This window comes from Pseudomonas sp. 11/12A (assembly GCF_000800055.1).
GTDB classification, from domain to species: domain Bacteria; phylum Pseudomonadota; class Gammaproteobacteria; order Pseudomonadales; family Pseudomonadaceae; genus Aquipseudomonas; species Aquipseudomonas mohnii.
The window spans coordinates 424,396-439,352 of the sequence record NZ_JUGV01000001.1; the positions used below are offsets into that span (position 1 = coordinate 424,396).

Annotated in this window: 11 protein-coding genes and 1 pseudogene; 10 read left to right on the forward strand and 2 right to left on the reverse strand. The window is 59.9% G+C overall.

The annotated features are described in order from the left end of the window. The first annotated feature begins 15 nt into the window (after positions 1 to 15). From cysK to GQ39_RS02070, 10 genes and pseudogenes are all read left to right on the forward strand, one after another. Positions 16 to 990, forward strand: coding sequence for a cysteine synthase A (gene cysK, locus GQ39_RS02025; protein WP_047526884.1), 975 nt, complete (start codon positions 16 to 18; stop codon positions 988 to 990). 233 nt (positions 991 to 1,223) lie between these two features. Further along, positions 1,224 to 2,162 carry an aspartyl/asparaginyl beta-hydroxylase domain-containing protein gene (locus GQ39_RS02030; RefSeq protein WP_047526885.1) on the forward strand — a complete coding sequence of 313 codons (939 nt, stop codon included), beginning with the start codon at positions 1,224 to 1,226 and terminating at the stop codon, positions 2,160 to 2,162. 205 nt (positions 2,163 to 2,367) lie between these two features. Continuing rightward, a complete protein-coding gene (locus tag GQ39_RS32930) occupies positions 2,368 to 2,532 on the forward strand; it encodes a hypothetical protein (RefSeq protein ID WP_177329315.1) in 165 nt (54 codons plus the stop codon). 99 nt (positions 2,533 to 2,631) lie between these two features. Beyond that, the gene (locus GQ39_RS02035; protein ID WP_047526886.1) at positions 2,632 to 3,495 is read left to right on the forward strand and encodes a DMT family transporter; all 864 of its coding nucleotides are present in this window, start codon (positions 2,632 to 2,634) and stop codon (positions 3,493 to 3,495) included. A gap of 231 nt (positions 3,496 to 3,726) precedes the next feature. Beyond that, positions 3,727 to 5,745, forward strand: a complete 2,019-nt coding sequence (gene tssI, locus GQ39_RS02040) for a type VI secretion system Vgr family protein (RefSeq protein ID WP_047526887.1) — start codon at positions 3,727 to 3,729, stop codon at positions 5,743 to 5,745. After that, positions 5,742 to 6,575, forward strand: a complete 834-nt coding sequence (locus tag GQ39_RS02045) for a DUF4123 domain-containing protein (protein WP_047526888.1) — start codon at positions 5,742 to 5,744, stop codon at positions 6,573 to 6,575. Before tssI ends, GQ39_RS02045 begins: the two co-directional genes overlap by 4 nt. Further along, the gene (locus GQ39_RS02050; protein ID WP_236693074.1) at positions 6,572 to 9,859 is read left to right on the forward strand and encodes a toxin VasX; all 3,288 of its coding nucleotides are present in this window, start codon (positions 6,572 to 6,574) and stop codon (positions 9,857 to 9,859) included. The genes GQ39_RS02045 and GQ39_RS02050 overlap by 4 nt, the downstream gene beginning before the upstream one ends. After that, positions 9,856 to 10,824 (forward strand): hypothetical protein, encoded by a 969-nt coding sequence (locus GQ39_RS02060; RefSeq protein WP_047526890.1) that lies wholly within the window; start codon positions 9,856 to 9,858, stop codon positions 10,822 to 10,824. Before GQ39_RS02050 ends, GQ39_RS02060 begins: the two co-directional genes overlap by 4 nt. Further along, a complete protein-coding gene (locus GQ39_RS02065; RefSeq protein WP_052193465.1) occupies positions 10,824 to 11,120 on the forward strand; it encodes a hypothetical protein in 297 nt (98 codons plus the stop codon). Before GQ39_RS02060 ends, GQ39_RS02065 begins: the two co-directional genes overlap by 1 nt. Further along, positions 11,117 to 12,057: pseudogene (locus tag GQ39_RS02070) on the forward strand (hypothetical protein). The gene GQ39_RS02065 and the pseudogene GQ39_RS02070 overlap by 4 nt, the downstream one beginning before the upstream one ends. Positions 12,058 to 12,164: 107 nt before the next feature. Here the strand turns inward: GQ39_RS02070 and GQ39_RS02075 are convergent. Both GQ39_RS02075 and GQ39_RS02080 read right to left on the reverse strand, forming a co-directional pair. Beyond that, entirely contained in the window at positions 12,165 to 13,073 is a 909-nt protein-coding gene (locus GQ39_RS02075; RefSeq protein ID WP_047526891.1) for a DMT family transporter, read from the reverse strand. A 70-nt stretch (positions 13,074 to 13,143) separates the two neighbouring features. After that, a complete protein-coding gene (locus GQ39_RS02080; RefSeq protein WP_047526892.1) occupies positions 13,144 to 14,769 on the reverse strand; it encodes a methyl-accepting chemotaxis protein in 1,626 nt (541 codons plus the stop codon). Positions 14,770 to 14,957: the final 188 nt, after the last annotated feature.

Genomic DNA, 14,957 nt, shown 5'->3' on the forward strand with positions numbered 1-14,957 from the left:
AGTAAGGACCCAGTCATGAGCCGCATTTTCGCTGACAACGCCCATTCCATCGGCAATACGCCGCTGGTACAGATCAACCGTATCGCCCCGCGCGGTGTGACCATCCTGGCCAAGATCGAAGGGCGCAACCCCGGTTATTCGGTCAAGTGCCGCATCGGCGCGAACATGATCTGGGACGCCGAAAGCACCGGCAAACTCAAGCCTGGCATGACCATTGTCGAACCGACCTCCGGTAATACAGGCATCGGCCTGGCCTTCGTCGCCGCCGCACGTGGCTATAAATTGATGCTGACCATGCCGGCGTCCATGAGTATCGAGCGACGCAAGGTGCTCAAGGCCCTGGGGGCCGAACTGGTACTGACTGAACCGGCCAAGGGCATGAAAGGCGCGATCGAAAAGGCTGGCGAAATTGTGGCCAGCGATCCGTCGAAATATTTCATGCCGGCGCAATTCGAAAACCCGGCCAACCCGGCCATCCACGAAAAAACCACCGGCCCGGAAATCTGGAACGATACCGACGGGGCTGTCGATGTGTTGGTGGCAGGCGTCGGAACCGGCGGAACCATTACCGGCGTTTCGCGGTATATCAAGAATACCCAGGGCAAACCGATCATTTCGGTCGCGGTGGAACCCGCGGTATCGCCGGTGATCAGCCAGGCGATGGCCGGTGAAGAGATCAAGCCGAGCCCGCACAAGATCCAGGGCATCGGTGCCGGTTTTGTGCCGAAGAACCTGGACCTGTCGATCGTCGACCGGGTGGAGCTGGTTAGCGACGAGGAGTCCAAGGCCATGGCCCTGCGCTTGATGCAGGAAGAGGGGATTTTGTGCGGCATTTCCTGCGGGGCCGCGATGGCGGTGGCGGTCCGGCTGGCCGAAACCCCGGAAATGCAGGGCAAGACCATTGTGGTGATCCTGCCGGACTCCGGGGAGCGTTACCTGTCGAGCATGCTGTTCAGCGATCTGTTCACCGAGCAGGAGACTCAGCAGTAACACCCGGGTGCCGGATGGTGCTGCCGCAGGGACGCGTGCCCTTGCACCGCGGGAGGCTGATTCAGGTCAGCGAATGTTCAAGAGCCTTGTGTTAATAAGCATTTATTGCGCAATCCTCAACACTGAATGTCGAATCCCGCGGGTGTTTACTGAGGTCGGTAGTGTTTATCATGCCGACTGCCGCGCCGGGTGGATGGCGTTGTGCAACAGTGTCTATTTCCAAGGAGTTGTTGATGACCTTTTCCTTTGCCGCGAAAGCGTCATTGTTGCTGCTTTTTCTGGGCAGCACCCTCTATGTGCATTTGCGTGGCAAGGCACGGTTGCCGGTGCTGCGACAGTTCGTCAATCATTCGGCGCTGTTCGCACCCTACAACGCCCTGATGTACCTGTTCTCCGGCGTACCGTCGAAACCCTACCTGGATCGCAGCAAGTTCCCTGAACTGGATGTGCTCAAGGACAATTGGGAAGTCATTCGCGACGAAGCGATGCACCTGTTCGACGAGGGCTACATTCGCGCTGCCGAGAAGAACAACGACGCTGGTTTCGGCTCGTTTTTCAAGAAAGGCTGGAAGCGTTTCTACCTCAAGTGGTACGACAAACCCTTGCCGTCGGCCGAGCTCCTGTGTCCGAAAACCGTGGAGCTGGTCAGCCGCATTCCCAACGTCAAGGGCGCGATGTTTGCGTTGTTGCCGGGCGGCAGCCACCTCAACCCCCATCGCGACCCGTTCGCCGGTTCGCTGCGTTATCACCTCGGCCTGTCCACGCCGAACTCCGACGATTGCCGCATTTTCGTTGATGGTCAGGTGTACGCCTGGCGCGACGGTGAAGACGTGATGTTCGATGAAACCTACGTGCACTGGGTCAAGAACGAAACCGAGAAGACACGGGTTATTCTGTTCTGCGACATCGAACGACCGCTGAGCAACCGCCTGATGACCCGTATCAATCGCTGGGTCAGCGGCCTGCTGGGGCGTGCAACCGCGCCACAGAACCTCGACGACGAGCGCGTCGGCGGGATCAACCAGGCCTATGCCTGGAGCAAGCACTTCAGTGACAAACTCAGCGGTGGGATCAAGCAGTGGAAGCGTCGCAACCCCAAGGCCTACCGAGTGCTGCGCCCGGTGTTGGCGGTGGTGGTGCTGACATTGTTGGGTTATTGGTTGTTTGGCTGAATAAACCTGCTGGAGCCGGTAAGCCGGCTCCCGCAGAGATGGCTTGTTTCGCCAGTTCTGGTGGAAAATCCAAGAGATTCGGGCGACAACATCGACGGGTCGACCTTCAACGCAACTTATTGCAATTCATGTCTCACGCTGGTTATAGTCGGCGCACGGTGAGTTTCAGGACTCACTTTTTCCTCCCTCAAGAAAAGATCAGCCCATGCCTGCATCCCTCATCAACGCGGTAGTCGATTCAGCGGTCAACGCTGGCGTCGTGCCGTGCGGGAATCAGCAGCCGGGGCAGATCAGTCATTACCCTCCTCCTGTCAGTCGCACGCCAGTGTGCGCGGTGGTCTCGCCGCCAGGTGTTGGCGTTTCGGGCTGATCAGCGTTTTCTGCTGCTCCCCGGTGCCTGCCTGAAAAAAACACGACTGAATTTCAGCTACGGCTGAGTTGGCTTCTTGCCTGACTACAGGTGGTATTCATGTTTGTCCTTTCGAAAAAGTCCGCGCTCGCGGCGGCTTCCACGAGTCTGTTTGTCCTGCTGTGGAGCAGTGGGGCGATCTTCTCCAAATGGGGGCTGGCTCACGCGTCGCCCTTTGCCTTTCTGTTCATCCGCTTTGTCATTGCCTTGTGCGGCTTGATCCTGCTGGTGCCCTTGCTCAAGCTGAAGCTGCCCAAAGGTGGCAAACCGATGCTGTATGCCATGGCCACCGGGGTGGTGTTGCTGGGGGCTTATCAGATTTTCTATCTGCTGGCCCTGGACCTGAAAGTCACCCCAGGGGTGATGGCGACCATCATGGGCGTGCAACCCATTCTCACCGTGGTGATCATGGAGCGTCAGCGATCGGCTAGCCGGATGTTCGGCCTGTCGCTCGGTCTGGCCGGGTTGATCATGGTGGTCTACCAGGGCATCGGCCTGGCCGGCATGTCGCTGGCCGGGATGCTCTTCGGGTTATTGGCTCTGGTGAGCATGACGTTCGGCTCGATCATGCAAAAACGCATCACCGACAATCCCCTCGGCACGTTGCCGGTGCAGTACCTCGCCGGGCTGCTGTTGTGCGGGATATTCGTGCCGTTCCAGCCGTTCCACTTCGAGCACGGCAGCGGTTTTATCGTGCCGGTGCTGTGGATGGGCCTGGTGGTCTCGGTATTGGCGACGTTGTTGCTCTACCGCTTGATCGCCCGGGGCAATCTGGTGAACGTCACCAGTCTGTTTTACCTGGTGCCGGCGGTGACCGCGGTGATGGACTATCTGTTCTTCGGCAACCGTTTGGCACTGCTGAGCCTGCTCGGCATGTTGCTGATCATTGTTGGTCTGGTGTTTGTCTTCCGTAAGACGGCGTAAGGCTGGACAGGCCCGGCGTGTTGCGCCGGGCCTGTTATGCCGTGACTTGGCCAGTCCAGATCATTCCCCCCCTCATGAATTGACTCAGCCTCTAGCAAGACGGAACGGTCTGACCGCATTCCAAGACCCTTCCTACATCAATCTGTTTGCCCCGTTGTTAACGTGCCCGCCAATTTTTTGCGTGCACAACCAGGGACGGTTTGCACATCGCGCTTGATAAGGGATAAGCGTATGTTCAGGTCGGCCAATACGGCGCATTTCGCGCTGCACATTCCCGCTGTTCGTAATGATTTCAAAGTCCTCGCCTTTGACGGTGTAGAGGCCATCAGCGCCTTGTACGCGATCCAGGTTGAACTGGTCAGCGAAAATCCGAATGTCGATCCGGAGAGTCTGCTCGGTCAGCCCGCGTTCCTTCAGTTCGGTCTCAACGGCGAAGGTCTTCATGGCCATATCGAAGAGGTGGTCGTCGGTGAAACCGGCAAGCGTCTGACCCATTACCACCTGTGCCTCGTCCCGGCGCTGCACTACTTGCAGTTCAGCCACGACCAACGAATTTTCCAGAAGCAGACGGTGCCGCAAATCATCGCTCAGGTGCTCAAGGGGCACGGCATTCAGGCCGATGCGTTCGCCTTCCATGTCAGCACCAGCCCGGAGCGCGAATACTGCACTCAATACGGGGAAAATAATTACGAATTTGTTCAGCGGCTGTGCGCCGAGGACGGTATCGCGTGGCATTTCCAGCATTCGCCGGACGGTCATTTGCTGGTGTTCACCGACGATCAGACCTGGTTCCCGACACTGGCCGATACACCCTATCGACAAGACTCCGGCATGGTGGCGAATCACCCCGTGGTCAACCAGTTCTCCATGAGGTATCGCACCCGCACCAGCACCACCACGCGCAGGCACTATGACTTCCAGCGCCCGAGTGTGATGCAGGAAAGCTGCTTCGCTGCCGAGTTCAGTCCCGAGCTTGAAGACTATCGCTACCCGGTACTGATCAAGAATGAAAAGCATGGTGATCAACTCGCTCGCCAGGCCCTGGAGCGGCACCGTGTTGATTACCGGTTGTTCGAGGGCCAGAGCGATCAGGCGACGCTGCGCAGTGGTCACTTTTTTACCCTGACCGAGCATCCGCGTGAACGCTGCAACGGTCTGTGGCTGTTGCTCAGCGTTGCGCACGCTGGAAAACAGCCACAGTCTCTGGAAGAGGCGATCACCAGCGACGTCCAGTCCGGGGACGGCTTTACCCAGGGCTATCGCAACAGCTTCAGCGTCATTCCATGGGATGTGTTTTACCGACCGCCAATGCGTACGCGAAAAATGCCACTGGTGAGTCAGACCGCCCGTGTGACCGGACCTGCCAGCGAGGAGATCTATTGCGATGAGTATGGCCGGGTCAAAGTCGAGTTCCATTGGGACCGGGCCGGGCTCAACAGTGAAAGAAGCAGTTGCTGGCTGCGGGTCTCCAGCAACTGGGCAGGTGAAAATTTTGGCTCTGTGACCATTCCGCGTGTCGGAATGGAAGTGGTCGTCACCTTCCTGGAGGGCAATCCCGACCATCCGCTCATTACCGGTTGCGTGATGAACAAGGTCAACTCGGCGCCTTACCCGCTGCCCGAGCACAAGACCAAAACCGTATTGCGCAGCCACAGCTCCCCGCACACCGGGGGGTACAACGAGTTGTCGATCGAAGACCGCGCCGGGCAGGAAAAAATCTACCTGCGGGCGCAGCGTGACTTCGAGCAATGGGTTCTCAATGACAGCGACACCCGGATTGGCCACGACCGTTTCGAGCAGGTGGATAATCACAGCACCTGCCTGATCAAGGGCGACGAGTCGCGCACCACCCAAGGCGCGCGCAATACGGTGATCGGCGGCGATGAGCTGGTCAACATCACCGGCAACAGCAGCACGACCGCAGAAGGCGCCTGGGTGATTCAGGGCGGGTCGCAGGCCCGTGTCACCGCCAACAACGTGGTGATTGATGCGGGGGCCAGCCTGACGCTCACGGCTGGCGGCCATCACCTGATCATCAACTCCGCCGGGATTTTCAGCAGCGTAGCCCTTGTGGAAGGCGGGGTGCCGGTACCCGGGATAGCACCGCAGGCGGCTGGCTCGTTACTCCCCGTAGCGTCGCAACAGCTTGCGCTATCACTGGCCGCGCAAAAACGGGCATTGGCTCAGGCGGCTCAGATGGCCGCACCGATTTGCGCCGTGTGTCAAAAACTGGCGGAGAACCCGACATGAGTCAGGCTTATCTGCTGCTGGATCGAACCCGCATTGAACGTCTGCCCGAGCGTCTGTTTGAGCTAGGGAGCACGACGTTCCGGTCACTCTACCGCAACACCGCTTATGGCCCATTGGAGGAAGTCGGGCCGGCCCTGGTGCCTGTTTCTCCCGATAGCCCGCTGGCCCAGCGCTTTTTCCAGGAGTGGAGCACGACCTGCGGCATCTGGCTGGAGTCAGAGGCGCAGGAAGAGGTCGTGCTTGGACATTTACGCAGCCTGATTCACGTGCGTGTCGAAGGGGATGTCACGGTCTTGTTCCGTTACTACGACCCTCGAATCGCGGCCTTGTGGCTAATCTCGCTGCCCGCTTTCGAACGTGATCGCTTGATGGGACCTGTGCGACTGATCCGGCTCCCGGAACTGGAGATCCACCAGGAAAATCCCGATCAACCCGCTGCACTCTATGCGCATGAGCCCTGGCTGTTGCTGTCCGCGCATCAGCTGGAGCACTTGGGCAGCGCCCAGCGTCAGCAGTTCGCTCAGCAGTTGATCGAACACGGTCAGCATTACTTTCCCGAATACCTGCAAGGGCTGGACGACGAGGCATTGCAACAGTCGGCGTCGCAGTGCCAGCAGCATGCCGGCCGTCACGGTTACAGCGCCATCGATGAGGTCCTGCTCTGGGCTCACTTCCACGCTGTGCTTGGCTCTGACTTTCCCGATGCACCGGCTCACGCTACTTACCGAAACATGTTGACCGAGCCCGGCCTATCGCCCAGGCAACGGCTGGATAACCTGAACGCCGAACTGATGCGTCGGCAGCTCATCGACAAGGAGTTCTCCCTATGAGCGCAGAGAAACTCGCCCGCCTTGATCGAGCCGCCCAGGCCGAGCGCGCCGCCAAGGCGCAGCCTCACGTCGATATCAACAATACGCTGATGCCGTGCCCCGCCAGCCAGGCGGAGCTTTTCGTCGTGCCCGTGCGTTATGCCCTGGCCGAGGAAAAGGCGGAAAACCCTTGCTGCGCCCCCGGCGTGTCCACCCAAGGCCGGCCCATGGCGGTGCGACGCCTGCGTGCCGGGTTTGTTTATCTGTGGCAGGACCAAGGTCCGCTCAAGCGCTATGGCGTCTCGCGCTCTGGCCAGTTCAAGGAACAGGCACTGGACGAGGATGAAACCCTGCTGCTCGACGCGCCCCTGTCGGGGTTGGCGTTGGAAAAAATCCACGATGCCTGGATGCTCTACAGTGAATTCCCGTTGAACCCCGAGCACTGCAAGGCGCTGAGTGACAGCAGCGCCAAGCGCCATGAACACATGCGCCATATCGCCCTGCGTACCGTGGCCAACGAACTGCAAGCCAAACATTGCCCGCCGCTGGAACAAGCCGCCGAGGTGATGGCTGAACTGCTTCCCGACACCTTCGCCCGCGCCCTGAAAGCGGACCTGAAACGGGGTGCCGAGGACACCGACGCGTTGGGCGACGCCGTGATGAAGGACCCGACGCCAGGCAACATCAAGGCCTACACCGACGCCATGCACCGTGCCCGCGAGCGCGAGCGCGTCCTGGCCCGACACCCCGAGGTCAGCGACCAGCCGCCAGGGCAGTGGAGCGCCGAGCCGTGGGACGGGCAGGGCACTCAGGATTGGCTGGACGGCGCCAATGCACAAACCGAGGGGCTGTTCGCCGTTTTCGCCTGTCTCGACGACGACCTCGGTGTGCTGCGTGACATCAATCACGAACAGGAATGGCTGGAGGCGAACCACGAAAAATGGCTGGGCGAGAATACTCTGCGCCTGAGCATCGGCGGGTTCGTGCGCAGCCTGATCAGCGAGGACGGCGCCGAACTGGCCGGGTCCATCAGCTACCGCTACAAGGCGCATGAGCTCAAGCTCACGCCTGCACAGGGCCAGGTCATGCTCGACACCCAGCATCGGCTGGACGAAGAGCTCAAGGCGGAAACCCGAGCCCGTCAGTACGGCGGCCAACCCACACCGCCCGAAGCCGCTGCTCGCGATGCACGTATCGCCGCCATCGTCGCCCCGGTGCGGGCCTTTATTCCGGAGGACCTGTACACCGAAGCAGAATTCGTCGTCCGCGAATACCGCGCCGAAAAGCACGCCAACCTCAATAACCATCTCTTCAGTGCCAAGGTCGGCAAATACATCGACCTCGAGGCGATGAACACCTGGTTCACCCAGACCGCCGCAGGGCACTACCAACATCTGGAGCAACGTCACACCGCGCTGTTTGCCGACCGGGGCCTGTACCTCAAGCGCTCACACAGCGGCACCTGGTTCGTGGATTACGACGACCTAGAGACGCGCCGCTGGCTGACCGAACTGGCCACCGGCTGCCTGACCGCCCAGTGCATCCGCGCCCAGGGGGCCGAACAATACGCCGACTACATCCGCGCCCCTGACGGCGGCGCCCTGAAGCAACTCTTCAACGCCTGGACACCCTCCATCGATGCGGCCGTGAACAGCACTTCGCGCCTGAGCGAACTGCTGGCCGCCCTGGCCTCCGACAACCTCAGCGCGACCCATCAGGCACTGGCGCCGTTGAGCGAGCCGACCCTGCGCGACATCGCCAACATGGCGCGGGACGTCGGCAGCCAATGGAGCGTGCTGGTCAACCGGTTGGCGGCGGCGCTGTTGCTGCTCAAGGGGGACAGCGGCCTCGGCCGTTCCTGGATGGGCATCTTTGTCGCCGCGCGCCTGGGCAACGACACGCGCTTGCAGATTGTCACCGAGGCGGGCCGGCCAGTGGCGAAGCTGTTGGGCCAACAGGCCGAAGCGCTGGGCCAATGGGCCAGGGCAACCGGCAAGGCCATTGGCGCGGGGCAGGTGGGGCGGATCATCCAATCGCCGGTGGTGGCCAACAGTGGTGGGGTGGTGCCGTTGGCGGCGTTGTTGTTGAACGTGGTCAATGCGAATAACTATTTGAGTCAGGCCGGGGTGTTGGAGGGGATGGACAGCCGGCGGGTCAATGACACGATTTCGGCGACGTTGTATGCGGGAGCGGCGTTGGTGGCGGTGGTTGATAATCAGGTTAGGAAGGGGTTGAGGGTTAGAGAAATGTCCCTGCGTCTGCCTGATGGCCGGGTTGGAAGCGCGCCGACACTGACTCTGTTTGGTGGGGTGATTGGTGGGTTTTCATTTGTTGCAGCAGGAGCAGAGTTCAAATCCTTACAAATACAAATAGAGAACGCTCAAAACCGAGTCGACCCGTGGCTGGAGATGCGCCAAACCGTGGTCGGTGGACAAATAGCGACTTTCGGCACCCAGGCGTTATTAGGGTTTGGCTACACCGCTCGTGCCCTGGCAGGGTCAATTACCGTCGATGTCGCCATCTTGCGTTACACGCTGTACATGGGACCGTTGAACTGGCTGATTCTCATACTGGGCGTGCTGTACCTGATCACCAGTATCCTGCAGAAAACCCCGCTGCAAAACTTCCTGAACAACTGCTGCTGGTCAAAGGCGCGGGCCAACGATCTGCAGCCAATCCCGCCCAAAGCCCAGCAGGATGAGCTCGACCGGCTCTACTTCATCCTGTATGCGCCTCGGATCAGCATGGAAAGCAACTTGAAGTCCAACCATGGTAATGGCCCTTCCCGCCTCGAGTATTACAGTTCCATCAATCACCTGACCCTCGACTTGCCAGGTGCCGAACCCGGCAGTGTCTACCTGGAACTGAGCATGGTCGGTGATCCGCTGGACAGCCTGAACTACCGTGAACAGATCAAAACCGGCCGGCGCGATCATTTCAAGTCACTGCGTCCCTGGCGTGACCTGACACCGCACTGGCTGGCCAGCAGCGCCTGCCAGTGGATACCGTTCAAGGAAGGGCAGGGCCTGCGCCTCAGCGGCCCGTTCAACACACTGAGCAATGTCCTGAGCTCCCAACCCGCCACGGTTTCCCTGCGTGTGCGCTATCGCACGCCATTGACCGCCATGCTCGGCGCCCAACACTTCATCGGCGGCGAGCGAGGGCTGGCCTTTACCCTGAATCACTCAACGGGCGTGACAGCCCTATGGGCGGACCCGACGCCTGAACTGGATCGGGTGCCGAATTACCCGCTCGGCGAGGACCATCCCGGTGCGATGTACCTGCAACCCAAGGGCAAACGATGAGCACGCCCCCGGCAGGTACCACGAAAAAACGGCTGCTTTCGCGCAATGACTATCTGGCGCCATTGCCCATCCCCACAGGTAGAAAACCTTCCGATGTGCTCAACGTTATCTGGCGCAAAAACGAGGTGTTTTTGGATATTGGCAACTACAGCGTTGGTTCTGCCGTGATGGTGTTGTGGCCGGGGGTGATGTTGTTTTTATCTCTGGCTTATGGACTCAGAAATATTTCACCTGAACTGAGTACCTTTACTCTTATCGGCGGAGGGGTGATCACTGGTATCCCAGCCATTTTTATAATCCAAGGCCTCTTCCGCGAAGTCCCTCTCCCCGTGCGCTTCAACCGCCAACGCCGAGAAGTCTGTGTCCCGCGCGACGATGGCGAGTACTGGATCGTCCCGTGGGAAACCGTGACCGCCGCCGCCACCCAGCAGTCGTCGGTCAGTCAGGCCGGTCGCGCCACCATGGGTTTGTTGATCATTGGTTTCGAAAACCCGGACCCGCAGGCTCGGGAAGACAACAAGCACTATTCATTGGGCTTCAACTGCGGCGGCGGGACCACGGCGATGGCGTTGTGGGAGTGCATGCGCAGCTATATGGAGATAGGGCCGCAGGCTCTGCCAGTCACAAATGACTTTGAAGGCGGGCGAGAAAAGCTGCGGGGTAGAAACGTCGTTTGGGGTATTAGCTGTGAATATCTGGATGGCATCAGGCGATACCTGGTCGCGCAGGAAGTGGGCAAGGCGCTATGGCTGGTCATCGGGGCCATATTTCTAGGCGGTCCGCTGGCGATGATGTTGCAGGAGTGGAAATTATCGCCACCCCCCGATTTGCCCTATCCCGACATCATCGAATGGTCAAAACCCTTGCCTCCCGAGCAGTGGGCCAAACGCTCCCCGGAACTGGAGGCCGCCATCGCCGAGCGTGAGGCGGAACTGGCCGCGCAGGCGGAGCGGGAGTTGGCGTGATGACCCATATCCAGGGCCTGCGCCTCAGCGGCCCGTTCAACACACTGAGCAATGTCTTGAGCTCCCAACCCGCCACGGTTTCCCTGCGTGTGCGCTATCGCACGCCATTGACCGCCATGCTCGGCGCCCAACACTTCATCGGCGGCGAGCGGGGGCTGGCCTTCACCCTGAATGACTCAACGGGCGTGACCGCGCTGTGGGCGGAACCGACGCCGGAACTGGATCGGGTACCGAACTATCCGCTCGGCGAGGGGCACCCAGGTGCGATTTACCTGCAACCCAAAGGCAAACGATGAGCACGCCCCCGGCAGGCACCACGAAAAAACGGCTGCTTTCGCGCAATGACTATCTGGCGCCGTTGCCCATCCCCACAGGTAGAAAACCTTCCGATGTGCTCAACGTTATCTGGCGCAAAAACGAGGTGTTTTTGGATATTGGCAACTACAGCGTTGGTTCTGCCGTGATGGTGTTGTGGCCGGGGGTGATGTTGTTTTTGTCTCTGGCTTATGGACTCAGAAATATTTCACCTGAACTGAGCACCTTTACTCTTATCGGGGGAGGGGTGATCACTGGCATCCCAGCTATTTTTATAATCCAAGGCCTCTTCCGCGAAGTCCCGCTCCCCGTGCGCTTCAACCGCCAACGCCGAGAAGTCTGCGTCCCGCGCGACGATGGCGAATACTGGATCGTACCGTGGGAAACCGTGACCGCCGCCGCCACCCAGCAGTCGTCGGTCAGTCAGGCTGGTCGAGCCACCATGGGTTTGTTGATCATTGGTTTTGAAAACCCGACCCGCAGGCTCGGGAAGACAACAAGCACTATTCATTGGGCTTCAACTGCGGCGGCGGTACTACGGCGATGGCTTTGTGGGAGTGCATGCGCAGCTACATGGAAATTGGTCCGGAAGCTGCGCCTGAGGCCGCAGCACTTAACTCTGGTGCCAACCTGCGCTATTACATCGATTACCTGAACGATAAAGCCAAAGAGCGCGGCTGGTTTTTAACACTGCTGTGGGAAGGAGTATTCGGCGTATTTATCTTCAATGCTCCACTCGCCACCTACCTGCAAAGGAAAAAACTGTACCCGCCGCCAGACCTGCTCTACCCCGAGATCATCGAATGGTCAAAACCCCTGCCTCCCGAACAATGGGCCAAACGCTCCCCGGAACTGGAAGCCGCCATCGCCCAACGCGAGGCCGAGCTGGCCGCGCAGGCAGAGAGGGAGTTGGCATGATGGCGAATATCCAGGGTCGCCGTGACCCGATCAAAAACAGCCCATCCCGTCACTGGCGGGCAATCCGCTGGCTTGCCAGCGAAGACGTCCTTGAAAACGCCAGCGATTTATCGGGCGGTCACCTGGGCTGCCTTCACCACCGTCGGTTTCAACACCAACCACAACGCCGCCGCAATCAAGACCCCGCCATAGATGTGCGCCATCGACAGCGGCTCGTCGAGAAACAGCGCACCCCACAACACGCCGAACAGCGGGATCAGGAAGGTCGTGGTCATCGATTTCACCGGGCCAATCGAGCTCAGCAGGCGGAAGTAAATGATGTAGGCAAGCGCCGTGCAGCCCAGTCCCAACCCCAGCAAGGACAGCCAGACACTCCAGCCGCCCCAGCTCGCCGGCGGCTGGCTGATCACGCTGTAGCCGAACAGGGGCAGCAGGAACAACGTCGCGCCGAGCATGCTGCCCAGTGCCGACAAACGGCTGTCGAGACCACCGGCGTGATCGAGCCAGCGGCGGGCCAGAAACCCCGCAAAGCCGTAGCAAGTGGTGGCGAGCAGGCAGGCGAGGGCGCCCATCAGCAATTGCAGGTCGAACGCCACCGGGCCGGCGCGGGTCAGCACGCCCACGCCGAGCAGTCCGAGAAAAACCCCGCCAAGCTTGGCAGCGGTGAGTTTTTCACTGAAGAACAGGCCGCCGATCAACACGCCCATCAACGGTGTGGTGGCATTGAAAATCGACGAATAGCCGGCCGGTAGCACCAGTGCCGCCACCGAATAGAGCGTCGCCGGAATCCCGGAGTTGATCACGCCGAGCAGCATCACGGTCTTGAGCTTGCCTTTGAAGTCCCAGCTGATGCGCATCAGGCCGAGAATCACCAGCAGTCCGGCGGCGGCTATCGATACGCGGAAAAAAGTGGTAGGAAGGCTGCCAATCACCGGGGCAATGATGCGCATGAACAGAAAGCTCGCACCCCAGATGGCCGCCAGCGACAGTAAACGAACGATATCGGCAGGGCTCACGGCACACTCCTTCTTGATCGGGACGAGAGTGTTGCCGAGCGCCTTGCCGGTGGCAACCGAAAAACCGGCATCAAATTACAAAGCGTGTCACCAGGCCGTTAAGGTCGACGGCCAGTCGCGACAATTCATGACTGGCGGCCGAGGTCTGGGTGGCGCCAGCGGCGGTCTGGGTCGAAAGATCGCGGATGTTCACCAGGTTATGATCGACTTCCCGGGCCACCAGCGCCTGCTGTTCGGCAGCGCTGGCAATCACCAGGTTGCGCTCGTTGATCTGCGAAATCGACGCAGTGATTTTCTCCAGCGCATTGCCGGCGCTGTTGGCCCGACGCAAGGTCTGGTTCGCATGCTCGGCGCTGCTTTGCAAAGCACTGACCGTGGTCCCGGTGCCTTGCTGGATGTTGGTGATCATCAGCTCGATTTCTTCGGTGGAGTTCTGCGTGCGTTGCGCCAGCGAACGCACCTCGTCGGCCACCACGGCGAACCCGCGTCCGGCTTCACCGGCCCGCGCCGCTTCGATGGCGGCGTTGAGTGCCAGCAGGTTAGTCTGCCCGGCGATGCCGCGGATCACTTCCAGTACCTTGCTGATGTCCTGCGCCTGATCGGCCAGGCCCTGGGCCTGTTCCGATGCGCTGATCACTTCGCTGACAAGGCCCTGAATCGAGGTGATGGTTTCGCTGACCTGAACGTGCCCGTGCTTGCTGTCCTCGTTCGACGCTTGCGAAGCTTCAGCGCTGGACACGGCATTGGCGGCGACTTCATCCACCGCCGTGCTCATCTGGGTGACGGCGGTGGCAGCCATTTCGATCTGGTCATTCTGTTGTTGCAGGCTGCGGGTACTTTGCTCCATCACCGAACTCATTTCCTCGGCCGCAGAAGCCAGTTGCTGGGCCGATTCGCTGATGCCGTGGATGGTCGAGCGCAGGTTGCCCTGCATGTCGGCCAGGGCATCGAGCAACTGCGTAGCTTCGTCCTTGCCATCGCTGACAATCTTGCCGCTGAGGTCGCCCGAGGCAATTCGGCGCGCGACGTTCAATGCCTGATTGATCGGCGTGGTGATGCTGCGGGTCAATGCCCAGGCCAGCAGCAGGGTGGCAATCAATGCGATGACGATGATCGTGCTGACGATCCATTGTGCGCGCTGGTACAACGACGTGGCGGCATTGGCGGCGGCATCGGCTCCCTGCTGATTGAGACTGATCATCGACTCCAGGGTTTTATCCAAAAGGCTGCCCAGCACGTTCATTTCAACGTTGAGGTGATCGTAAGTCCGGCTGTCATGGCCGGCGTCGATGTGGACAATAATCTGGTCGACGAGTGACAGGTACTTGGCGACGGCCGCCTTCAGACTGTCGAGCATGCCTCGTTCCTGATCGCTGGACAGCAGGGCCGCATAATCGTCGAGGCGCTGGAGCAACTCCTGGCGTTGAGCGCTGATGATGCCCTTGCTCGTTTCCTGGACCTCGCGGCGGCTGCTGGTCCTCATCCGCAACGATTCCAGGCGGATGGTCGCAATGTTGGCCGCGCTGTCGTGGATGCTCTCGCTGCTCGGCATCCACACTTCTTCAAGAACCCTCGTGCTTTCACGAAGGGTCGCCATCTGACCGACTCCGAACAGTCCGACCAGCACCAGAAGGCTGGCCAGAACGGCGAAACTCAAACTTGCACGCAAACCAATGCGAAGATTCCTTAACGGCATGAAATTATTCCTTTGGTGTATTAGGAGAGGTAGTCCTCGTTGACCGAAGATCTTGTTTTTAGGCGGGTGAAGGTGGCGTATATATCAAAGTGCCACTATTTTGGTAAGGCCGACCTTCGTGCCGTTTCAGGCCGAGCGCAGAGAGGAGGGCGATGAAGAGCAGAGGTTGGCGTGGATGAGCGGATGGC

Coding starts and splice junctions, on each gene's coding strand:
- cysK (WP_047526884.1), top strand. CDS start 16: ATGAGCCGCATTTTCGCTGACAACGCCCATTCCATCGGCAATACGCCG.
- GQ39_RS02030 (WP_047526885.1), top strand. CDS start 1,224: ATGACCTTTTCCTTTGCCGCGAAAGCGTCATTGTTGCTGCTTTTTCTG.
- GQ39_RS32930 (WP_177329315.1), top strand. CDS start 2,368: ATGCCTGCATCCCTCATCAACGCGGTAGTCGATTCAGCGGTCAACGCT.
- GQ39_RS02035 (WP_047526886.1), top strand. CDS start 2,632: ATGTTTGTCCTTTCGAAAAAGTCCGCGCTCGCGGCGGCTTCCACGAGT.
- tssI (WP_047526887.1), top strand. CDS start 3,727: ATGTTCAGGTCGGCCAATACGGCGCATTTCGCGCTGCACATTCCCGCT.
- GQ39_RS02045 (WP_047526888.1), top strand. CDS start 5,742: ATGAGTCAGGCTTATCTGCTGCTGGATCGAACCCGCATTGAACGTCTG.
- GQ39_RS02050 (WP_236693074.1), top strand. CDS start 6,572: ATGAGCGCAGAGAAACTCGCCCGCCTTGATCGAGCCGCCCAGGCCGAG.
- GQ39_RS02060 (WP_047526890.1), top strand. CDS start 9,856: ATGAGCACGCCCCCGGCAGGTACCACGAAAAAACGGCTGCTTTCGCGC.
- GQ39_RS02065 (WP_052193465.1), top strand. CDS start 10,824: ATGACCCATATCCAGGGCCTGCGCCTCAGCGGCCCGTTCAACACACTG.
- GQ39_RS02080 (WP_047526892.1), bottom strand. CDS start 14,769: ATGCCGTTAAGGAATCTTCGCATTGGTTTGCGTGCAAGTTTGAGTTTC.